The following is a 21640-nucleotide window of genomic DNA, read 5'->3' on the forward strand; positions in this document are numbered from 1 at the left end:
CGCCCGTCTATTTTGTTTCCTCCTTGAAGGCTCTGCAATCTCCTTTTTTACGCTCCTGGTCGCGCCTGTGGCCCCTTGTTTGCCTGCTGCTGCTGGCCGCGCCCTGTGCCCGGGCCCAGGTAGTCGATGACTCTACCAAGGTACTGTACGGCCCCAAAACGACCCGCGTCATCTACGAGGCCGAGGTGCTGCGCGACTCCACTTCCGGCACCCCGCTCGATACCACGCTCACCAAGTGGCCGCAGGCGCGGTTCTGGTTTCACGATACCACTTTCCAGCAGGATTTGGGTACGGTGGGCTCGGCCTCGCGGCCGCTGCTTTATCAGCCCAATCTGGAGCTGGGGGCCCGCTTCGGGCGCAACGCGTTCGACAAATATGCCCGCGATGCCCGCACGGTGCCGTACTACGATTCCCGCTCGCCGTATTCGTTTTTCCGGGTGGTGCAGTCGGGGGCGGGCGAACAGGTTTTTGAAATCAGCTACAGCCGCAGCCTGAAAAAGAACTTCAGCGTGGGTGTGGCCTACGAGCGAATTGCCTCGAACAAGGTGCTGGCGCCCGCCAAGGGCTCCCGCGATGGCCTGGTGGAACATTCCAACCTGCTGTTTTTCGGCCGGTATCAAAATGATAACGAGCGGTACCACCTGTTGTTCAACTTCAGCAACGTGCGCCACCGGGCCCTGGAGCAGGGCGGCATCAAGCCGCTGGAAGGCGAAAACACGCCGCAGGACCTCTTCAAGTACCGCGAGCAGCAGGTGTGGCTCACCCAGGCGGCCAACAACGAGGACCGCGACGAGCTCTACCTCACCCAAACCTACCGCCTGCTCGGGCGCGGCCTCACCGTCTACCACACCTTCGACGCCAAGCGCCAGTACAACAGCTTTGCCGACCTGGGCCTGGAAACGGTCCGCGCCTCCGATGGCTCGCTGGAGCGCTCGTTTTTCCCCAGCTCCTTCAACAGCCCCACCGCCACCATCGACCGGGCCGAGTACCGCCAGGTCGAAAACACCATTGGGGTGCTGGGCCGCACCAAAGCCGTCGAATACCGCCTCTACGCCCGCGACCGCGATGCTTCCCTGGTCAGCCAGACGCTGCTCACCGGCTCTACTACTGCCAACCTGATGCTGCGCCAGCCCGTTCCGTCGCGGCTGTTCAACCAATTCTTTGTTGGGGGCACGGCTGCGTTCAACTACCGCACCATTTACGCCGTGGAAACGGCCGGCGAAGTGTACCTGCTGCCCCTGAGTGGCCTTAGCTCGAGTAATTTCAGCCCCGAATACTGGTTTCGGGGCAATGTGCGTACCGGCCCGCTTTCGGCCGAGGTGCTGGTGAATTCCTACTCGCCCACGCTCACCCAGCAGGAGTTCATCGGCAACCACTATGCCTGGAGCCACTGGAGCGGCAACTATATCAGCCCCGCCACCAATGCCGTCGATGGCACGTTTGATAAAAACATCAGTACCCAGCAGTTCACCGGCCGCCTGCAGCTGAAGTTGCCCAGTCTGGGCCTCCTCACCGGCCAGCGCTTCGAGGCCAGCGTGAGCGGCGTAAACATCGCCAATCTGGTGTATTATGGCACCACGGGAGCCCCGCAGCAGCTCGGCACCAACCGTAATCTGGTTATTGTCTTCGCCCGCCACCGCACCATGCTGGGCCGCGTGGGCTTCGATAACCAGGTCACCTACACCAAGGGCGATAATGACTCTGAAGGCCTGCGTATTCCCAGTCTGGTAACCAATTCGCGAGTGTTTTTCGAAAGCTACATCTTCCACAAAGCGCTGTTCAACCAGATTGGGGCCGAAGTATATTACCAGTCTGCATTCCGGGGCTACACCTACAATCCCACGGCCCAGCAATTCTACCAGCAGGACCATTTCACCATCGGTGCTCACGCCATTGCCGACGTGTTTTTTGTGGCCGATATCAAGACGGTTTCGATATTTCTGAAAATTGCTTACGTCAACCAGGGACTCAATTACAACGGCTATTACGCTTCGCCTTTCTACACCGGCTATCCGCGTCGGCTTCAGCTGGGCGTAAAGTGGAATTTCTTCAATTAGAATGACGATGATAAAGGAAAAGACCATTCTCAAATTAAAGCTCAATACCGACCCGCGCTGGGTAAATATCGCGGAGAAAAATATCGAAGATATTCTGGTTGACCACGCCTGGTGCGAGCAGAAAGCCGCCAGCACCGGCATCAGCATGATTATCCATTATCCCGAGAAAACCCGCCTCGTGGATGAGCTGACCGACCTGGTAGCCGAGGAGTGGAGCCACTTCGAACGAGTGCTCCTGGAGCTGCGTAAACGCGGTTTTGCCCTGGGCCGTCCCCGCAAAGACGAGTACGTGGTGCAGCTGCTGGCCCATGTGCGCAAAGGCGGTGCCCGCGAGCGCCAGCTCATGGACCAACTCTTGATTTCGGCCCTGATTGAGGCGCGCAGCTGCGAGCGGTTCAAATTACTGTGGCAAAATATCGCCGACCAGGAATTAAGTAAATTCTATTACGAATTGATGGTGTCCGAAGCCGCGCATTTCGTGAGCTACGTCGACCTGGCCAAAGAATATTGCGACCCGAAACTGGTAGAAGAGCGGTTGCAGGAATTGCTGGTAATTGAAGGCGAAATCGTGACAAATTTGCCGGTGCGCGACGACCGTATGCACTAAGAAGGGTTGAATTTTGAGGGTTGAGTTTTGAATGGACTCTCAAAACTCAACTCTCAAAACTTCTTACAGCGCTGGCAGCACCGTGCCGCTTACTTCGCCAAAGCCAATGCGAACACCATCCTTCTCCGCGTAGCCGCGCATGGTCACGGTGTCGCCGTCGAGCAGGAAGCTCCGTTCCGAGCCATCGGCCAGGGGCACGGGGCGGGTGCCGCGCCAGCTCAGCTCCAGCATGGAGCCCAGCGAATCGGGCGTGGCACCGGAGATGGTGCCGGAGGCGTAGAGGTCGCCGGCTTCGAGGTTGCAGCCGTTGGAGGCGTGGTGGGTGAGCTGCTGCGCCATGCTCCAGTACATGAGCCCGAAATTGGCCCGGCTGATGGTGGTTTCGGGGCCATTGGCGGGCGTCAGGGCTACTTCGAGGTGCACGTCGAAGTTGTGCGCGCCGCTTTGGCTCAGGTAGGGCAGGGGCTGGGGTTCCTGCGTGGGGCCAGCTATGCGGAAGGGCTCCAACGCATCCAGCGTCACTACCCACGGGGCCATGCTACTGCCGAAATTCTTGCCCAGAAAAGGCCCTAGTGGCACGTATTCCCAGCTTTGCAGGTCGCGGGCGCTCCAGTCGTTGAACAGGCACAGACCGAAGATGTGGTTTTCAGCTTCGTCGATGGATACCGTCGTGCCCAGCTCGGTGCCGGTGCCTACTACAAAGGCCATTTCCAACTCAAAGTCGAGCTGGCGGCTGGGGCCGAAGGTAGGCGCGTCCTCGGTCGGAGCCTTGCGCTGGCCATTGGGCCGGCGGATATCGGTGCCCGAGGCCACGATGCTGCTAGTGCGCCCGTGGTAGCCAATGGGCAAGTGCCGCCAGTTGGGCAGCAGCGCGTTGGCGGGGTCGCGGAACATGGTGCCCACGTTGGTGGCGTGCTCGATGCTGCTGTAAAAATCGGTGTAGTTGGCCGGCTTCACGGGGCGCAGCATGCGCACTTCGGTTTGGCGCAGGAGGCAGTCGCGCACGGCCAGCTCGTTGTCGCGCAGGCGGGGCTCGTCGTGACGCAGCAGCTCGCTCACGCGCTGGCGCACGGCCCGCCAGGCCGGCCGGCCCAGCCGCAGAAATGCATTCAGCGACTTCCGCCGAAATACCTTGGGCTGGGCATCGCCCAACTCATCCAAATCCTGAAAAAAACCAAACTGGCTGGCGGCATATAAATCAAGCACATAGCCGCCAATTGCCACGCCCAGGTGCGGCCCCCGCTCATCGGTTTCAAATACGCCGAAGGGTAGGTTCTGGATTGGAAAGTCACTTTCGGGGTGAATATCAATCCAGGAGTGAAGCGAAGGTGCGTTGAGTTCGTTGGGCATACGGGGGTGGTGAGGTTGGGGGGATATGGAAGGGAGTCGAATCAAAAAACGTCATGCAGCTCGCAGCGACGCATCTTTACCGCAATAGTAGCCCAATCGAAAGGATTACTTGCTGCGGTAAAGATGCGTCGCTGCGAGCTGCATGACGATGGTCTTTTGACCTGAGGATAATGAGAAAAGCCCTACCGTGCCTCGACGGCCGTGATTTCGGGTACGGCTTTTTTCACCGTGTCTTCCAGGCCGGCGCGGGTCATTGGCGACATGGGGCAGGCCCCGCAGGCACCTTCCCATTCCAGTTGCAGCACGCCCTCGGGGGTGATGTTGGCCACGCGCACGTTGCCGCCGTCGGTGGCCAGGTAGGGGCGCAGGCTGTCCAGCGCAGCCTCTACGCGGGGCATGAGCGGATGGTCGAAAATGGGGGAGGCAGCTTGGTTTTCCACAGGTAGTTAGGGGTTCATTTGCACGACGGCCGTTTTGGGGGCCACGTTGTTGCGGATGCTCACCTGGCGGGCTACGGCCTCGGCCAGGTCGGCGAACATTTTGCCCACCACCGATTTCGGGTCGAGTACGGCCGGCCGGCCCTGGTCGCCGTTTTCGCGGATGCTCTGCACCAGCGGCAGCTGGCCCAGCAACGGTACATCGTGCTGCGCGGCGAGGCGTTGGCCGCCGTTTTCACCAAAAATAAAGTATTTGCTATCGGGCAGCTCAGCTGGGGTAAACCAGGCCATGTTCTCCACCACGCCCAGCACGGGCACGTTGATTTGGGGCTGGCGGAACATCTGCAAACCCTTCTGGGCATCGGCCAGCGCCACTTTTTGCGGCGTTGTTACGATAACGGCCCCGGTCACGGGCACGGTTTGCACCAGGGTGAGGTGAATGTCGGAAGTGCCGGGCGGCAGGTCGAGCAGCAGGTAATCGAGCTCGCCCCAATCTACTTCGGTAATGAACTGCTTGAGCGCCGACGAGGCCATGGGACCGCGCCACACAATGGCGCTTTCGGCCGGCGCCAGAAAGCCGATGCTCATCAGCTTCACGCCGTATTTCTCGATGGGCTGAATCAGGTTTTTGCCGTTCGGCCCCTGAAATACGTGCGGCGCCTGGTCTTCCACGTCAAACATGACGGGCATGCTGGGGCCGGAAATGTCGGCATCAACCAGGCCCACTTTGGCCCCGGTAGCGGCCAGCGCCACCGCCAGGTTGGCCGTGACGGTGCTTTTGCCCACGCCGCCCTTGCCCGAGGCAATGGCGATGATGTTTTTGACGCCGGGCAGCAGGTCGCCGCGGTTGTTGCGCAGGGTGGTCACGCGCGAGGTCATGGTAATCACCACGTTGGCGTCCTTATCCACCATCGTGTGGATAGCGCGCTCGCAGGCATCGTGAATGAGCTGCTTGAGCGGGCAGGCGGGGGTGGTGAGCACCACGGTAAACGCGACGGTGAGGCCGTCAATCTCAATGTTCTCAATCATGTTGAGCGTCACGAGGTCTTGGCCCAGGTCGGGCTCTTCCACGTAGCTCAGCGCTTTGAGAACGGCTTCTTTGGTTATGGTCATGGAGGAGGCAATGCGCCAAATGGCAGCGTACCGCAAAGATAACCCCCGAAAGGTCGGCGTGGTTCGGAAACCGGCCGCTACCCCGCCGCTAGCGGCAGAATGAGCAGTGAATTATTGAGATAGTATTAAAAAAATAATTAAAATAGTTTTTCATAGATTTTGATTTTCTGGCTGATAGATATCATATTTACAGAAAAAATATTTTCCTTACTTTCCGGCCTGTCATCCATTCACCTTTTACCTGTAACTCTTATGCAACATCGTGACCAAGAATCCGGAACCGACGGTCTGCAGCCTGTATGCTGCGCGCCATGTGAAGAAGACCAAGAGCAAGTAGTCGTATTTGAGCTGATTGTGCCCAGGGCGGCAAAAATAGCTTTGCCACGCCAGCAGCCGGAAATTGGCCCGTTGATTTTGCAGGAGAACTCCGTGACGACTACCGTGCCGGCCCGGCTATGTGTGCAGCGACAGGCCAGCAATACCGCCACGCGGGTCGGCTGGTGCATGACGGCAACCTTAGCGGCGGCTTCCCCAACGAGCCTTCGCGCTAACCGGCGCTAGCTGGTCGGCGGCGGGGGCTTGTACCGGTTGCGGCGGCACCTGGTGCGAGTTTAGCAAGCCGGCGGGCACGCTTAGCGCACCGGTATGCGGGTCGAGCAAGCCGTTGCGCTCGTCTTCGATGTTGGTGGCCTGGGTGTACACGTCGCTGGCAATGGGCCGCTGGCGCAGCTCCTGCTTGAAGGCGCGAATGGTGTTGGTGCGGGCTCCCGCATCCTGCGGCCCGCCGTAGTCGGGAAAGCCAAAACCGCCCCATTCGCTCACAATGAGCGGCACCTGGCGGCGGTAGAAAAACGGGTCGCCCACCACCAGCGGGAAGGCGGCGGTTCCCTCCAGCTCGCCGCCCACCAGGCGGTCGAGCAGCTCCTGCCACCGGCTCAGGTCGGGGGTGTAGAGGTGGGCGGTGAGCAGGTCCGACTTCAGGCGGCCGGTGTAGGAAACGTGGTGCCAGCCGTCGTTATCCACCACCAGAAACTGCGGGTAGGCAAGTTGCATAAAGTGATAAGTATCGACGATATACTGCCGGGTTTCGGGGTTGGTGGCAATGTCCTGGGCTCCCCAGTCCTCGTTGTACAGGCTCCAGATGACGATGCTGGGGTGAGTTTCGCTGAGCGTGACCAGGCGCAGGAGCTCGGCCCGGTGGTTTTGGCGGCTGCGGGCGGTAGAGCTGTGCGGGCTGGGCACTTCCACCCACAGCAGCAGGCCCAGCTCGTCGGCCAGGTTGTAGATGCGTGGGTCGATGCCGGCAATGTGCACCCGCACCAAGTTGCAGCCCAGGGCCTTCATGGCGTGCATGTGGCGCTGCATTTCCTGGTAGGTGGTCTGCCCGGGCTGGTACAGAATGCCATCGAGGTACACCGGCTCGTTGTTGAGGTACACGTAGCGGCCCCGGGCTTCAATTTTGCGCAAGCCAAACAGCGTTTCAATCTGGGCCGCGTAGCCATCGGCATGAATAAGCTGCGCTACCAGCCGGTAGCGGTGCGGCGCTTCCGGCGACCACAGCCGGGCTCCCGGCACTTCGAGCACCAGCCGCTGCTGCCACTGCCCGGCTACCAGCAGCAGGGGGAAGTCGGAGGTGGCCAGGGGCGTAGTGCGGTCTTTGGTATCGGATTCAAAAGCCTGTAGGCGAATGGTATAAGCACCAGTATCGTGAATGCGAAGGGTGAGGTTGAAGCGCACCAGCCGGTCTTCCACCACGCTCACCACGCCTACCCGGGAGCGCAGCCGGTTGCGCTCCACCATTTCGAGCCACACGCTGCGCACGGCCCCGGTGTAGGTTTGGTACCAGATGCCGCCCCGCTTGTAAACGTGCGATTCCTGCTTGCCGCGGGGCACCTCGGCGTCCATGGTATCGGCAATGCGGACCGTGAGGCGGTTGACGAGATGCAGGTATTCTTCGTCCAGCTCATAAGAAAACGACGTGTATTCGCCCAGGTGAATTTCTTCGCCTTCAATGGTTTTCAGCGGCTTGCCGTTGAGCCACACCCGGGTGTCGTAGCCGCAGGCCCCAAACGTGAGCTGGAGCATCAACCGCTTTTGCGATTCGCCTACTTCGGGCAGGTAGAATTCCCGCTCGTACCACACCACCACCTGGTCTTGCCACGCCGGGCCGTTCTGGTGGCCCCGCGCCTGGGCTAGGTGCTCTTCGACCGAGCCGGGCCACTGGGCGGTGTGCTCGTAGGCGTGGCCCAGGGCCCAGTTCTCGCGCAGGCCCACGTCTTCGGCGTCTTCGGCGAAGTGCCAGGTGCCGTCGAGCAGCATGTGGCCGTTCATCCGAAGCACGGCCCGGGGCAGGGGGGTGGCGGCTTCTTCGGTAGCGGCGGCTTCGGGCTGGCTGGCGGAAAGTGAGTAGTTTACCTGATGCAGTTCGTCCATACGAATAGGAAACGTAAAGACTGCTGGAGCCATCGGCGGCTGGCAACGTGCTGCTTACCAAACGAAAACAAGACGAATAATGATACAGCAGAAGCCGGCCCGCGCGCTCAAAAAAAGCCGGCCCACTTTCTGATTCGAAAGGAGTCGGCTTCTGCAAACGATGAATGCCGGGCTACGGCCGGAAGGCCAGCGCGGCCCCCGCGCCCGCGCCGGGCATGTAGGTGGGCACCAGCAGTAGTCGGTGGGCCAGGCGAGGCGGCAGCATTTTGGTGAGCGCGGGATAGAGGTGCCACACGGTTTCGGCCGAAAGAAAGCCGATGGCGGCGCCGGCCAGCACGTCGGTGGCCCAGTGCTTGTTGCCCATCAGGCGCATGGCCCCGGTGGCGGTGGCCACGGCGTAGCCGCTCACGCTTACCCACGGGTACTGGCGGCCGTATTGCTCGTGCAGCAGCGTGGCCGTAAGAAAGGCCTGCGACGTGTGCGACGACGGGAATGAGCTCAAATCCTGGGCGTTGTAGGGGCGGGGTTCGGCGGTGATGCGCTTGAGGTTGCTCACGATGCCTTCGTTCAGCTCGTGGGCGGCCAGGTAAATGAGCGTGAAGGCCACGGCCGAGCGTTCGCCTTGGTGGCCGGTGGCCATCAGGCCGTAGGCAATCGCCAAGGGCGCATGGCGCGAGTAGTCGTCGATGCCATGGGCATCGAAACCCCCAAAAACTTCCTGGGTTTTGGCCTGCATGTCCTGCTTAGCTTGGCACAGCACCGTGCTGTAGGTGGGGCTGTGGGCCATCACGCCCAAGGCCACCAGCGCCGACGGCACGGCAATGCGCATGGCCACAGCGCGGCCCTTGTGCATGGGCCGCAGTGCCTGCACCGCCGAGTCAGTAGGGAAATGCGTGGGCTGGCGAGCCTGGGCCGTACGGGCTGCCAAGCCACTCAGAACAAACAGGAACAAGCTTAAGCGTAGCAGCAAAGCGCAAGGATATTAATGTGGTCCTGAAAGTTAAGCCATAAGTGCCCTCATCATGAGCGCGAAACCGGTGAATGACGCGCTGCGTGGGGCGAACAGCGGGTAAACTCCCGCCAAGGCGAGTTGCCGGGCGCTGCATAAAGCCATTGGGGTCCGCCTGCCGGAGGTTTCAGGACAAAAAAAGCCCCAATCGGTGAAGGTTGGGGATTGGCGCGGGGGGAGCGAAGCTTCTTAGGTTTTCTGCTTCTTCTTTTTGGCCGCCGGGAATAGGATGTTGTTCAATATCAGTCGGTAGCCGGGCGAGTTGGGGTGCAGGGCCAAATCGGTGGGCTCTTCACCCACCAGGTGCTGGTAGTCTTCGGGGTCGTGGCCGCCGTAGAACGTCCAGGTGCCCTTGCCCAGCGTGCCGTGGATGTAGCGGGCCTCGCCGGTCTGCTTGGTTTCGCCCATCACGATGACGTCGGGCTTGATGAGGCTTTTGCGGAAGGCCGTGGTCTGGCCCATGAAGCCGTGGATGGTTTTGTCGTGGTTCTGGCAGAGCATGGTGGGCACCGGGTCGTACTTGGCCGAGTAGGTGAAGAGCGAGAAATAGTCGTTCTGCTCGCCCAGGCCGCGCTCGTTGGGTTGCATGTCGATGTTGGAGTACTCGTAGAAGTACGGGTCGCGCACCAGCTGGAAATTCTGGAAGGCTAGGCAGCGGTTGAAGTTGAGCTTGGATTGCGCGGCCGGGTCGGCCGGGTCGCCGTCGTACATACTTTCCACCATATCGATGCCTAGGCCGGCCAGCGCAATGTCGTAGCTGTCGGTGGCCGAGCACATGGCGAACAGAAACCCGCCGCCGGCGATGAATTCCTGCATTTTGGTGGCCACTGTGCCTTTCATCAGGCTCACTTTGGCAAAGCCGTTACGCTTGGCGGCCGCTTCGGCGTCGCGCACTTGCTGCTGGTACCAGGGGTAGTTGCGGTAGGTGGCGTAAAACTTGCCGTACTCGCCCGTGAAGTCTTCGTGGTGCAGGTGCAGCCAGTCGTACTTGGGCAGCTCGCCCTTCAGCACCTCGTCGTCGTAAATCTGGGTGTAGGGAATTTCGGCGTAGGCCAGCACCATGGTCACGGCATCGTCCCAGGGCTGCTTGCCCTTGGGCGTGTACACCGCTATTTTGGGCACCTTCTCCAGCTTCATCACGTCCATGTTGGCGTTGGGGTCGGCTATTTCCTGGAGAATGCCGGTGTACTGCGCCTCACTGATTACCTGGAAGCTGACGCCGCGCACGGCCAGCTCGTTCTCGGCCCCCGGCGTGCTTTCGAAGGCAAAGGAGCCGCCCCGGTAGTTGAGCAGCCAATCGACCGGTACTTCGCGCTGGAGCAGCCAGAAAGCCACGCCGTAGGCCTTCAGACACTCCTTCTGGGTATTATCCATGGGGATGAACACGTGGTTGGCGCGGGCCGCCAGCGGGGCCACGGTCACGAGCAAAAGCAACAAAAAACGCTTGAGCAGCATAGTTTTTGGGGGAAAGAAACGCAGCAAACCAACGAGGTTGCCGCGCCAGTGGTTCAAGTTAAGCGTCGGCCGCCGAACTTTGACTCAGTAGCACATGCTTTAGCTTGTGCCTTCCTGAGTGCACAAGCTATAGCATGTGCTACAAATCCCTGCCCATGAGTCCTTTCGAAAACGTCCGCGAAGCCTTCCGCTCCATCCGCGCCAACCTGCTGCGCACCATTCTCACGGCCCTTATTCTCAGCATCGGGCTGTTTGCGCTGGTGGGCATCCTCACGGGCATCGACGCGATGAAGAATTCGCTGTCCGAAACCTTCGCCAGCCTCGGGGCCAACTCCTTCGAACTGCACGCCAAGGGCTACAGCAACCGCGGGCGGCGCGGCGGCGTGCAGTCCAGGCAGTATCCGCCCATCAGCTTCCTGCAAGCCAAGCAGTATAAAAAAGCCATGGGCGACGATGCCCAGGTTGGCGTGTCGGCTTTCATTGCCGGGGCCGTGGAAATGAAAGCCAACGGCACCAAAACCAACCCTAACATGCAGGTGGTGGCCGGCGATGAAAATTACCTGCGAATAGAAGGCTACAACCTGGCCAATGGCCGCACCTTCTCGCAAGCCGAGCTCAACAGCGGGGCAAATGTGATGATAGTGGGCGACGAAATTCGTTCCAAGTTATTTCCGAAGCAGAGCCCGGTGGGCAAGTACGTGGCCGCCATGGGTCGCCGCTTCCTGATTGTGGGCCTGCTCGAAAAGAGTGGGAGTGGAGCTGGTGGCGGCGGCGGGGCCGACCGCGTGGCCCTGCTACCCCTCGAAACCGGCAACCAGATGCCCCGCCAGCGCGCCCTCAGCTACGACGTGAAAACGGCCACCGCCGAGCACAGCACCCTCAACTTCGTCATGGGCCAGGCCACCGGCATCATGCGCGCCGTGCGGCACGACAAGCTGGGTAAAGAAGAGAGCTTCGTGGTCGAGAGCAGCACGTCGCTGGCCAATGACCTGGATGCGATTTCGGGCAAGATGAAAGCCGGCGGCAGCATCATTGCCTTCGTCACGCTGCTCGGGGCCAGCATTGCCCTTATGAATATCATGCTGGTGTCGGTAACGGAGCGGACCCGTGAAATTGGCATTCGCAAGGCGCTGGGCGCGACGGCCCGCCAAATCCGGTTTCAGTTTCTGATGGAAGCCATTGTGATTTGCCTCATGGGCGGCGGCATGGGTATTCTGCTCGGTGTGCTCGGTGGCAACCTGGTGGCCAAGTTCGTGGGCTCGGGCTCCTTCCTGGTGCCGTGGGGGTGGATGGCGGCGGGCCTGGTTATCTGCGTAGGGGTGGGCATGGCCTCGGGCTACTACCCCGCTAGTAAAGCCGCCGCGCTCGACCCGATTGATTCGCTGCGCTACGAATAGCCAAAACGCAAAGCGGGGCTGATAAGCGGCTTTTTTATACATTTGCACAACTACTCATTTGTGTAAGTGTATGGCTGTGCCCGTTTCTGTTCCCATCGACCAGCGCTTTGCGCAACTCATTCAGCAGTTTGGGTTGACCAAAAACAGCTTTGCCATCTCCCTGGGCAAGACGGCCAGCGTGGTGCAGCACCTCATCGACGGCCGCAATAAACCCGGCTATGACCTGTTGTGTAAGGTGTTTGAAATTTATCCAAATGTGTCCAGAGACTGGCTTTTGTTAGGCCGTGGCCCGATGTTGGTGAGTGGAGAGCACGCACCAAAAGCAGTAACGCCACCCGCCGCGCCACTCGCATCCGTAGCGCCGGAAGCCGCATTCGAACCCATCGATTTGTCCGATGTAGAGGTGCATGCGGCGCGGCGTTCCGGGCCGGGCGTGGCCGGCTCCCGGCTTCAGCCAGCCGAAATAGCGGCTACGCTGGCATTGGCTGCCGCCGCCAATCAGCCGGTGCGCGCCAACGGAGCCTCCGCTCTTGGTGAGGCCGAAGTGCCCCAGCCCGCGGCAGCTCCCGCTGCGCCTGTCGTGGCAGAAAATCCCGTGGCAACCCATGTTGCTGCCGCTGCCGAAGCCCCCGCTGCGCCCGTTGCCCCGGCAGCCCCAGGCGCCCCGCTGATTCAGGAGCCGGTGCCGGTGTTGGCGGCTCCGCATCCCACGCCTGCACCAGCCCCGGCAGTGCCCGCGCCGGCTCCCAGCGCATCCGCACCCGAAGTTTATGTGGCGGCGGCATTGCATGCGCAACACTTACAGCACCAGCTGGCCCTCGCCGAAATGCGCAACCAGCACCTGCTGGAGCAGCAAAATATGCTGCGCGAAATGCTGGCCATGGCCCGACAAAGCATGGTCTAGACCGCAGATTCTGCCGATTAAATGGATTGAACAGATTTTGGCATCCGGTTGAGAAACCGTAAAACAGCGAGGGCTGCCCAATGGGCAGCCCTCGCTGTTTTACGGTTTCGGAAAGGCGTTTTCTAATAGCCTAAGTGAGAATCCGTTCAATCCGTTTAATCAGCAGAATCTGCGGTTCAGACGAGAATACCCATTTCCTCGGCTTCCATCAGCCCGAAGGCATTCACGCTGGTGAGGCGTAGCGGCTTCATTTCGCCTACCAGCAGCGGGTCGTACTTGGCGGCCACGCGGATGTAGTTGGGCGTGAAGCCCTCCATCTGGCCATTGGTCACATCGTCTTCAAAAAGCACTTCGGTTTCGAGGCCGAGGTGTTCTTCGTAGAAAAACCGCTTTTTCTTCTCCGAGAGGCTGCGCAATTGCGTGGTGCGCTCGTGCCGCACCCGGTCCTGCACCCGGCCGGGCAGGGTGGGGGCCAGCGTATCGGCCCGCTCCGAGTACGGGAAAACGTGCAGGTAGCTAATCGGCAGCTCGTTCAGGAAATTATAGGTGTCCAGAAAATCCGCGTCCGTCTCGCCGGGAAAGCCCACGATGACATCGACTCCAATGCAGGCGTGTGGCATCAGCTCCTTGATGCGGGCCACGCGCTGGGTGTAGAGGGCCCGGCGGTAGCGGCGGCGCATGAGGCCCAGAATCTTGTCCGAGCCACTTTGCAGCGGGATGTGGAAGTGCGGCATAAAGTGCTCCGACGCGGCCACGGTGGTCAGAATCTCGTCGGTGAGCAGGTTGGGCTCGCAGCTGCTGATGCGAAAGCGGCGGATACCGGTCACGGCATCGAGGGCCTGCACCAGCTGGGTAAAATCTTCGCGGCGCTCGCGCTCGGGGCCCTGCAGGCCAAAATCGCCGAGGTTGACGCCGGTGAGCACGATTTCCTTCACGCCGTTCTCAGCTAACTTCTCCACGCGCTCCACCACACTGGCTATGCTACCCGAGCGGCTGCCGCCCCGCGCCAGCGGAATGGTGCAGAACGAGCAGGTATAGTCGCAGCCGTCCTGCACCTTCATAAAGGTCCGGGTGCGGTCGCCGAAGGAGTGCGCGGCTACAAACTCGGTGGCTGCTGAGATGGGCGAGGCATGCACCGCGCCGGGCTGCCCGGCGGCCGGCTTCTGAAAATCGGCCAGAATATCGACCAGCATAAATTTCTCGGCCGCGCCCAGCACGGCGCTCACGCCGGGAATGGCCGCGATTTCCTGCGGCTTGAGCTGGGCGTAGCAGCCCACAATGGCCACAAAGGCCTCCGGATTATGTTTCAGGGCCTGCTGCACTACTTTGCGGCACTTGCGGTCGGCGTGGTCCGTGACGGAGCAGGTATTGATAACGTAGAGGTCGGCCCCGGCCTCAAAAGGAATTTTCTGGAAGCCCTTTTCCTCAAACTGCCGGCCGATGGCCGACGTTTCGGAGAAGTTCAGCTTGCAGCCGAGGGTATAAAAAGCAACGGATTGGGGGGTAGGCATAGTCCGGCAAAGGTACGGCCCGGGCGCGTTCTACTTGCGCGCAAAGTCTTCCATCGATACCTGCTCCATGGCCTGGCCCAGCTTCAGCTGGCTGTTGGGGGTGCCGGGGTCGCGGTCCATAATGTGGCTACCCACGTTATCGAAGGTGATGGTACCCTGCGGCGAAACGGCGCCAAAACCATTATTAAAGCAGTAGTACACGAAGGGCGGGTTATGCTGAGCCAGCAGGTTGCGGCTCCAGACGAAATGTTGAGCCGGTAATTGCAGCTGGTGCAGCAGGGTAGCGGCCACGTCGGTTTGCGAACCCAGCGCACTTATTACCCGGCCACGGGCTTCGGGCCGCAGCGCGCCGCCAGCCAGCAGCAGCGGAATCTGGAATTTATTGGGGCTTTGGTTGGCGGAGTTGCCGGGCTGCTGGTGACCGTGGTCGGCTACCAGTACCAATAGCGTATGGGCGTACCAGGGCTGTTTCTTGGCCTCCCGCAGGAATTTACCCAGCGTATAATCGGTGTAGTAAACCGAGTTGCGAAACTGCTCTACCTCGCTGGTGCCGGAGAAATGCGGCTTCATGGGCACCTCAAAGGGCTCATGGCTGCTGAGGGTGAAGGCCGTGACGAAGAACGGCTGCGGCTGCTTACTCAAGTCGCCCAGAATACGGTCGAAAAGCACCCCGTCGTGTGCGCCCCATTTCGAGTTCTGGTCGGCCGCTGCAAAGTCGTTGCGCTCCGTAAACTTTTGATATCCGCCCGCTTGCAGGTAGCTGCGCATGTTGGCAAACGCCAGCTCGCCCCCGTAGTAATAGTGCGAGCTGTAGCCCACCGAGGCCAGCGACTGACACAAATGGGGCAGGCGCTCCGTTTTGCGCGGGAACTTGATGATGCTGGTCGTGGGCTGATTGGGGTAGCCCGAAAGCAGCGAAACCAGCCCTTTCTGGCTGCGGTCGCCGGCCGCGAAAATGTTGTTGAACAGGATGCCGGTTCGGGCCAGGCTGTCGAGGTTGGGCGTCACGCCCTTTTCGCCGCCCACGCTGCCCACAAACTTGGAGGTGAAGCTTTCGAGGATGATAAACAGCACGTTGGGCCGGGGCTCGCTCAGCACCAGCGCCGACGAATCGGGCGGAGCCGGGGTACCCACAGCCAGTGGGTACAGGCCCGCCACCAGGCGGCGAGCTGTGCTGTCGGGCATAAAGGGCTTAATGGGCTGCTCGGCCGCGCGCAGTACCAACGCACTTATCATGTTCCACGGCGCATTGAGGGCCGCATGGTTGGCGAAAGCAATGCTGGAAAAATAAACGTCGCTCTGGTTCACCGGAATCTGCTGGGTGCCGCCCCGCAGCGGCACCACCAGCAGCCCGGCGTAGAGCAAGCTGGCTAGTGCTGCCCGGCCCCGCCCAAACCATGCGGGCAGCGGCACCAGCCGCCCTATCACTACCTTATATAAGTAGGTGCCCGCGCCTAGCAGGCCCAGCAGCAACACCAGCAGCAGGCCAATGGGCGCACTGCCCGCCGAGGCCGCCATTTCCTGCGGCGAGTTCAGGTATTGGATGGGCGTATCATCGAGCCGGAAACCCCACACGCGGTACAGCTCCAGGTCGGCCGTGACCAACACGGCCAGCACAATGCCGATAACGGCCGAATACCCCGTTATCAGCCGCTGCAATTGAAAACGGGGCAGCAGGCTGCCAATTACAAACAATAGGAACGGAATCAGGCAGACATAGGCCGCCGCCGAAGCGTCCAGCCGCAGGCCGTGCCCCATGCTTCCCAATACCTCCGCCACCGACAGTTGAGCCGTGGCCTTGTATTGGTATCCCAGAAACAAGCCCCGGCACAGCTCAAAAAATACCAGCCAGAAAAAAAAGTAGCGCGGCTGGAACGCAAAGCGGTTTTTCACGCCCTAAAGATATAGCCCGCCGATACGCCCCAAAACATTAGGCCGTAATCGGCTTTGTCTTTATGAAGACCGAATTTTAAAAATCAGGTTAAAAAAAGAAGCATATTACCGGAAAATATGAGCGTATTTGAGAAAAAGCCTCAATAATTTAGGGTGGTTTGCTACGGTTTGTGATTCATGTTTTATCTTTGCCCCCAGAATACGAACTCATCCGCCTCACTATTTTTCCGTTTGGTAGTCAATTCCTATGGCCATCCTCCGCTTTAAAGCTTTAGAACTCGTCAATCTGCGCCGCCCCATTACTGTGGCACCCGCTGCCGCCCGTCGCTCCGACAGCTTTGGGCAAAGCGTGTTCAATCTGGAAGCCATGCGGGCTACCATGCCCGGTGACTATTTCAAAAAGCTGCAGGCTGCCATCAAGCAGGGCGCGACCGTGGAGCGCAACGTGGCCGATGCCGTGGCCTCGGCCATGAAAACCTGGGCCATGGCCAAGGGTGCCACGCACTACACCCACTGGTTTCAGCCCCTGACCGGCGCTACCGCCGAAAAGCACGACTCCTTCTTCGACCTCAATTCCGACGGCCGGCCGATTGAGAACTTCAAGGGCTCGGCCCTCGTGCAGCAGGAGCCCGATGCCTCGTCGTTTCCCAACGGCGGCATCCGCAACACGTTTGAGGCCCGTGGCTACACCGCCTGGGACCCCACCTCGCCCGCTTTCATCATCGAAACGGTAGGCGCTAAGACGCTGTGCATTCCCACGATTTTCGTGGCTTACACCGGCGAAGCCCTCGACTATAAAGCTCCGCTGTTGAAGTCGCTGGCCCTGCTGGAAAAGTCGGCCCTGGACGTTTGCCACTATTTCGACAAAGACGTAAACCGTGTGAACACCACGCTCGGTATCGAGCAGGAGTACTTCCTGGTTGATAAGGCGTTGTACGACGCCCGCCCCGACCTCGTGCTCACCGGCCGCACGCTGTTCGGTCACATTCCCGCCAAAGGCCAGCAGCTCGACGACCATTATTTTGGCTCGATTCCGGCCCGCGTGCACGGCTTCATGCTGGAGTTTGAGGAAGAGGCCAATCTGCTCGGTATTCCGCTGCGCACCCGCCACAACGAGGTGGCCCCCAACCAGTTTGAGTGCGCCCCCACGTTTGAGGATGCCAACCTGGCTGTCGACCACAACCAGCTCCTGATGGACGTGATGGCCCGCGTTGGTGAGCGTCACAATTTCAAAGTGCTGTTGCACGAGAAACCTTTTGCCGGTGTAAACGGCAGCGGCAAGCACAACAACTGGGCAATGAGCACCGATACCGGTGTGAACCTGCTCGCCCCCGGCCGCCGCCCCAAGGAGAACCTGCAGTTCCTGGCCTTCCTCATCACCACCATCAAAGCGGTGCACCGCTACGCCGACCTGCTGCGTTCGAGCATCGCCTCGGCCAGCAACGACCACCGCCTGGGTGCCAACGAGGCCCCGCCGGCCATCATGTCGGTGTTCCTGGGTTCGATGCTGGACGGCGTACTCGATGAGCTGGAGCGCACCGCCAAACTGCCGCTCGACAAAGGCGACAACATTTACCTGAAGCTGGGCATCGACAAGATTCCAGCCATCCTGCTCGACAACACTGACCGCAACCGGACCTCGCCGTTCGCCTTCACCGGCAACAAGTTCGAGCTGCGCGCCGTGGGCTCGTCGGCCAATTGCTCGTCGGCCATGACGGTGCTCAACACCATCGTTGCCACGCAGCTCATCGATTTTAAGCAGTCGGTTGATGCCCTGATTGAGGAAGGCAAGAAGAAAGAAGTGGCTATTGTGGAGATTCTCCGCGAGTATGTAATATCTTCGAAGAATATTCGTTTCGAGGGGAACGGTTACTCCGATGAGTGGAAAGACGAAGCCGAAAAGCGTGGCCTCAGCAATATTGCTACCACGCCCCAGGCTTTGGATGCCCTGATTCGCGAGGACGCCGCCGACCTGTTTGCCCGCCACAACATCTTCTCGGAAGTGGAGCTTCATGCCCGCCACGAGATTTTGCTGGAGGAATACCAGAAGAAAATCCAGATTGAAAGCCGCGTAATGGGCGATTTGGCCATCAACCACATCATTCCGACCGCGCTTTCGTATCAGACCAAGCTGGTGAACAACGTGCGTGGCCTTCGTGAGCTCGGCCTCGACGACGAGCACAGCCAGGTAACGCTGGAAATGATTAAAGCTATTTCCCGCTACGTTTCAACCATCAAAACCAACGCCGACGCTATGACGGAGGCGCGTAAGCAAGCCAACAAAATCGGAGATGCCCGCGAGAAGGCGGTAGCATACTGCGAAGAAGTGAAACCAAAATTCGACCCCATCCGCCGCGCCGTTGATAAGCTGGAGCAGATGGTGGCCGACGAGGACTGGCCTCTGGTGAAGTACCGCGAACTATTGTTCAGCCGGTAATTCGTCAGCGGACGGAATCGGGTCCGGTGTTGGGTGGGAATTCTCGCCGCGCCCCGGTTTTGAAAGAGCCATCTCGGGTGAGGTGGCTTTTTTTGGTGACCGACCACAATCGTTTGCAGCCGATATTTGGGCGTATTTATGCCGAAATTATATCTGCCTGGGGTATTTTGGGCGTTTTTGGAGATTTAGGAGCCGGGGCGGCCAGCAGCAGGGGCAGGCGGGGCGTTTTCGCATCGTCGGCCTCGTTGGCCAGCACCTCGGCGCTGCTGCCGGGGTCGGGTACCAGCATTTTCCAGGTGGCGCTGCGCAGCTCGTCGAGCTTGTTCAAGGCCTCGCTGATGGTGGGATTGGCCTTCAGCTTGTCGAATAAGCCGCTTTTGTTGCCCACCATGATTAGCTTCTCGATGACGAAGGGCAGCACCCAGCCCACCACGTTGGACGCCAGCGCCCCGCGCAGGCCCAGGCGCAGCAGCAGGCGCACGGTCATTTGCTCGATGAGCAGGACACGGGCGGCGGGCAGCGCCTTATCGGCCAGGAAATCGGCCACCAGCTTGAGGTTGCCTTTTTCTACTTCGGCGCGCAGCACGTCCTGCACGCTGTCGAGGGCGCGGGCGGCCAGCTGGCGAAACAGGCGGCCGGTTTGCCAGGCCGCGAGGCCAGTGAGGCGAGCAGCCCCAAGTATAGCAGGCAGGAAACGCGGTTTTTTCATGATTTGATAACAAAATAGTGGGCCTGGGTGCCTTGCACAAGGAACGTAGCGATGCCCAAATGGGTTAGAAGTCCGGGTGAGTGGTGATTGAAGAGGACAACGGAAATTTCGAAATTATCGCTAATTTCTATTGCAATTTTAGCCCCCCACTTAATGGAGTTGTTTAGAAAGTCACAAAAGGTCCCCGAACGGTCATGCAGCGCGCAGCGAAGCATGACCGTTCGGGGACTTTCTAAACAACTCCATTAACTTTCTGCCTAAGAGTGGTGCTTTTTCTTCTGTATATCTGATTTGCTGCTGGATATAAACTTACAACATCTGCCGGATGACTATCTGGGGGGCGAATGGCGGGTAGCCAGCCGGGTGCTGAACCGCAACGACCCCGGCAGCCCGCTGGCCCTGGCCGAGCAGCTGGCGCTCATGCCGGGCCATTTGGAAACCACGCCCGCGCCGCCCGGCCCCGGCCAGACCGGCAATTGGGCGGTGCTGCGCGACGAGCTCATGAACCGGCCATACCTCAACTTCGAGTTGACCAATGAAGCAACGCGTGCCCTTGTCACGCGCATGCGCCGCTCGGCCGATGGCTTGCATAGCCAACTGAACCTGTACTTTGCGTCGGGTATGGAAATGCAGCTCGACCGCGCTTAGTATATTCTTATTTTGGTTTTTAAGCTTCTCTACTCGTGAGCACTCCGCAAGCAGTTACCCCGTTGCCCGCCATCGCCCAAAACGGGCTGGTTGGGTCCGAGTAGTTCACTTTTTTGGCTGATGTGATTCCGCAACTGGTCTGGATTACCGACCAGAATGGGTTCCATATCTATTTCAATCAGCGCTGGACGGCCTTTACGGGCTACGTGCTGGCCGACAGCGTGGGGCTGGATATGTGGAACAACCTGCTGCACCCCGACGACCGCTCCCGCGTCCGGGAGGTGTGGGGCCACTCGTTGGCCACCGGCGACGACTACAACATAGAGTACCGTTTCAAAGCCAAGGATGGCTCGTACCGCTGGTTTTTGGGGCAGGCTCTGCCGCGCCGGGGCGACGACCGCCAGATTATCGCCTGGTTTGGCACCTGCACCGATATTCAGGAGCAGCGCCAGATGCGCGAGCAACTGGAAGCCGCCTATTCGGACCTCGAAGCCAAGGTGATGTTCCGGACGCTGGATTTGGAGCGCGAGGTGAAGGAGCTGCGCGAAGCGGCTGGTAAGCAGTAGATTATCGAATAAGTAGTATTTGAAACGGCTCCTCGGAGCCGTTTTTCGTTAGTAGACGTGGCACTTGCCAATTCACCGGGCCGCTCAGGCTGCCCCAGCGTTTCCTACTTATGAATGCCATTATTATTCAGCAGGTCGGCGGGCCTGAGGTTCTGCAGCTTCGGCCGCAGCCCAAACCTACGCCTGCCGCCCACGAAGTGCTTATCCGGGTGCATGCCGCCGGCGTAAACCGGCCCGATGTGCTGATGCGCCAGGGTAAGTATGCCGGCAGCGGCGACGTAACCGGCCTGGTACCCGGCCTGGAAATAGCCGGCACCATCGAAACCACCGGTACCGAGGTGACGCGCTGGCACCCCGGCGATGCCGTGTGCGCCCTGTTGCCCGCCGGTGGCTACGCCGAATATGCCGTGGTGGATGCCCGCCACTGCCTGCCCGTGCCCACCGGTCTGAGCATGACCGAAGCCGCCGCCCTGCCCGAAACCGTGTTCACGGTATGGCACAACGTGTTTCAGCGCGGCAACCTGCAGCCCGGCGAAACGCTGCTGGTGCACGGCGGCAGCAGCGGCATTGGCACCACAGCCATTCAGCTGGCGCGGGCGCTGGGCAGCCCCGTGGCCATCACGGCCGGGGATGAGGCCAAGTGCAGCGCCTGCCGGGAACTAGGTGCCGACTGGGCCATCAATTACAAAACCGAAGACTTTGAAGAAGTGCTGAATGCCGAAGGCGTGGACGTAGTGCTCGACATGATTGGTGGCGACTACATCGCCAAAAACCTGCGCCTGCTGAAGGACGACGGCCGGTTAGTGTTCATAAATGCCATGCAGGGTGCCAAGGGCGAATTCAACGCGCTGGAGGTGATGCGGCGGCGGCTGAGCATCACAGGAAGCACTTTGCGGCCCCGCTCAGCCGATTTTAAAGCGGCGCTGGCGGCGGAGGTAGAAAAGCACGTTTGGCCCCTGATTGCGGCGGGCAAGTTCCGGCCGGTTATCTACAAAGCCTTCCCATTAGCCGAAGCGGCGGCGGCGCACGAGCTAATGGAAAGCAGCGCCCACATCGGTAAGATTGTGTTGGAAATGGGTGGGGAGAAGGCCTGATAAAGAAGCCAAGCTCATCC

The 21640-nt window shown here is 60.1% G+C and carries 18 protein-coding genes; 9 read left to right on the top strand and 9 right to left on the bottom strand.

Annotated elements, in window-relative coordinates:
* Nucleotides 1-23 precede the first annotated feature (23 nt).
* Nucleotides 24-2057, top strand: coding sequence for a putative porin (locus KQ659_RS09720; protein ID WP_216688972.1), 2034 nt, complete (start codon nucleotides 24-26; stop codon nucleotides 2055-2057).
* A gap of 7 nt (nucleotides 2058-2064) precedes the next feature.
* Nucleotides 2065-2664, top strand: a complete 600-nt coding sequence (miaE, locus tag KQ659_RS09725) for a tRNA-(ms[2]io[6]A)-hydroxylase (protein WP_216688971.1) — start codon at nucleotides 2065-2067, stop codon at nucleotides 2662-2664.
* 63 nt (nucleotides 2665-2727) lie between these two features.
* Here the strand turns inward: miaE and fahA are convergent, their stop codons facing one another.
* The 3 genes from fahA to KQ659_RS09740 all read right to left on the bottom strand — a co-directional run bounded on the left by fahA (nucleotide 2728) and on the right by KQ659_RS09740 (nucleotide 5564).
* Nucleotides 2728-4014 carry a fumarylacetoacetase gene (gene fahA, locus KQ659_RS09730; protein ID WP_216688970.1) on the bottom strand — a complete coding sequence of 429 codons (1287 nt, stop codon included), beginning with the start codon at nucleotides 4012-4014 and terminating at the stop codon, nucleotides 2728-2730.
* 182 nt (nucleotides 4015-4196) lie between these two features.
* The gene (locus tag KQ659_RS09735) at nucleotides 4197-4412 is read right to left on the bottom strand and encodes a NifU family protein (protein WP_216690704.1); all 216 of its coding nucleotides are present in this window, start codon (nucleotides 4410-4412) and stop codon (nucleotides 4197-4199) included.
* A 48-nt stretch (nucleotides 4413-4460) separates the two neighbouring features.
* Complete coding sequence (locus KQ659_RS09740; protein WP_216688969.1) at nucleotides 4461-5564, bottom strand: Mrp/NBP35 family ATP-binding protein; 1104 nt, start codon at nucleotides 5562-5564, stop codon at nucleotides 4461-4463.
* Between the two features lie 159 nt (nucleotides 5565-5723).
* On the opposite strand from KQ659_RS09740, the gene KQ659_RS09745 reads away from it, so the two are divergent.
* Entirely contained in the window at nucleotides 5724-6125 is a 402-nt protein-coding gene (locus KQ659_RS09745; RefSeq protein ID WP_216688968.1) for a hypothetical protein, read from the top strand.
* On the opposite strand, the gene KQ659_RS09750 is transcribed toward KQ659_RS09745, so the two are convergent.
* The 3 genes from KQ659_RS09750 to KQ659_RS09760 all read right to left on the bottom strand — a co-directional run bounded on the left by KQ659_RS09750 (nucleotide 6081) and on the right by KQ659_RS09760 (nucleotide 10461).
* Complete coding sequence (locus KQ659_RS09750; protein WP_216688967.1) at nucleotides 6081-7997, bottom strand: glycoside hydrolase family 2 TIM barrel-domain containing protein; 1917 nt, start codon at nucleotides 7995-7997, stop codon at nucleotides 6081-6083. The genes KQ659_RS09745 and KQ659_RS09750 overlap by 45 nt on opposite strands.
* Nucleotides 7998-8169: 172 nt before the next feature.
* Nucleotides 8170-8967 carry a phosphatase PAP2 family protein gene (locus KQ659_RS09755; protein ID WP_216688966.1) on the bottom strand — a complete coding sequence of 266 codons (798 nt, stop codon included), beginning with the start codon at nucleotides 8965-8967 and terminating at the stop codon, nucleotides 8170-8172.
* Between the two features lie 228 nt (nucleotides 8968-9195).
* Nucleotides 9196-10461: an asparagine synthetase B gene (locus KQ659_RS09760; protein WP_216688965.1), complete on the bottom strand. Its 1266-nt coding sequence runs from the start codon at nucleotides 10459-10461 to the stop codon at nucleotides 9196-9198.
* Between the two features lie 155 nt (nucleotides 10462-10616).
* Here KQ659_RS09760 and KQ659_RS09765 point away from each other — a divergent pair, with 155 nt between their 5' ends.
* Complete coding sequence (locus KQ659_RS09765; RefSeq protein WP_216688964.1) at nucleotides 10617-11858, top strand: ABC transporter permease; 1242 nt, start codon at nucleotides 10617-10619, stop codon at nucleotides 11856-11858.
* 76 nt (nucleotides 11859-11934) lie between these two features.
* Entirely contained in the window at nucleotides 11935-12762 is an 828-nt protein-coding gene (locus KQ659_RS09770; protein WP_216726264.1) for a helix-turn-helix transcriptional regulator, read from the top strand.
* Nucleotides 12763-12938: 176 nt separating this feature from the next.
* Here the strand turns inward: KQ659_RS09770 and mtaB are convergent, their stop codons facing one another.
* Together mtaB and KQ659_RS21800 are read right to left on the bottom strand one after the other, a co-directional pair.
* Nucleotides 12939-14273: a tRNA (N(6)-L-threonylcarbamoyladenosine(37)-C(2))-methylthiotransferase MtaB gene (gene mtaB, locus KQ659_RS09775; RefSeq protein ID WP_216688962.1), complete on the bottom strand. Its 1335-nt coding sequence runs from the start codon at nucleotides 14271-14273 to the stop codon at nucleotides 12939-12941.
* 30 nt (nucleotides 14274-14303) lie between these two features.
* On the bottom strand, nucleotides 14304-16166 hold the full coding sequence (locus tag KQ659_RS21800; protein ID WP_216688961.1) for an LTA synthase family protein: 1863 nt from the start codon (nucleotides 16164-16166) through the stop codon (nucleotides 14304-14306).
* Between the two features lie 247 nt (nucleotides 16167-16413).
* Here KQ659_RS21800 and KQ659_RS09785 point away from each other — a divergent pair, with 247 nt between their 5' ends.
* Nucleotides 16414-18603: a glutamine synthetase III family protein gene (locus KQ659_RS09785; protein WP_216688960.1), complete on the top strand. Its 2190-nt coding sequence runs from the start codon at nucleotides 16414-16416 to the stop codon at nucleotides 18601-18603.
* 136 nt (nucleotides 18604-18739) lie between these two features.
* Here KQ659_RS09785 and KQ659_RS09790 read toward each other — a convergent pair whose 3' ends face one another.
* Nucleotides 18740-19312, bottom strand: coding sequence for a hypothetical protein (locus KQ659_RS09790; protein WP_216688959.1), 573 nt, complete (start codon nucleotides 19310-19312; stop codon nucleotides 18740-18742).
* A 291-nt stretch (nucleotides 19313-19603) separates the two neighbouring features.
* Between KQ659_RS09790 and KQ659_RS09795 the strand changes: the two genes are divergently transcribed.
* The 3 genes from KQ659_RS09795 to KQ659_RS09805 all read left to right on the top strand — a co-directional run bounded on the left by KQ659_RS09795 (nucleotide 19604) and on the right by KQ659_RS09805 (nucleotide 21620).
* Nucleotides 19604-19960 (top strand): hypothetical protein, encoded by a 357-nt coding sequence (locus KQ659_RS09795; protein ID WP_216688958.1) that lies wholly within the window; start codon nucleotides 19604-19606, stop codon nucleotides 19958-19960.
* A gap of 122 nt (nucleotides 19961-20082) precedes the next feature.
* Nucleotides 20083-20526, top strand: coding sequence for a PAS domain-containing protein (locus tag KQ659_RS09800; protein ID WP_216688957.1), 444 nt, complete (start codon nucleotides 20083-20085; stop codon nucleotides 20524-20526).
* Nucleotides 20527-20636: 110 nt separating this feature from the next.
* On the top strand, nucleotides 20637-21620 hold the full coding sequence (locus tag KQ659_RS09805; RefSeq protein ID WP_216688956.1) for an NAD(P)H-quinone oxidoreductase: 984 nt from the start codon (nucleotides 20637-20639) through the stop codon (nucleotides 21618-21620).
* Nucleotides 21621-21640 lie beyond the last annotated feature (20 nt).

The sequence above is a fragment of the Hymenobacter siberiensis genome (assembly GCF_018967865.2).
GTDB lineage: Bacteria > Bacteroidota > Bacteroidia > Cytophagales > Hymenobacteraceae > Hymenobacter > Hymenobacter siberiensis.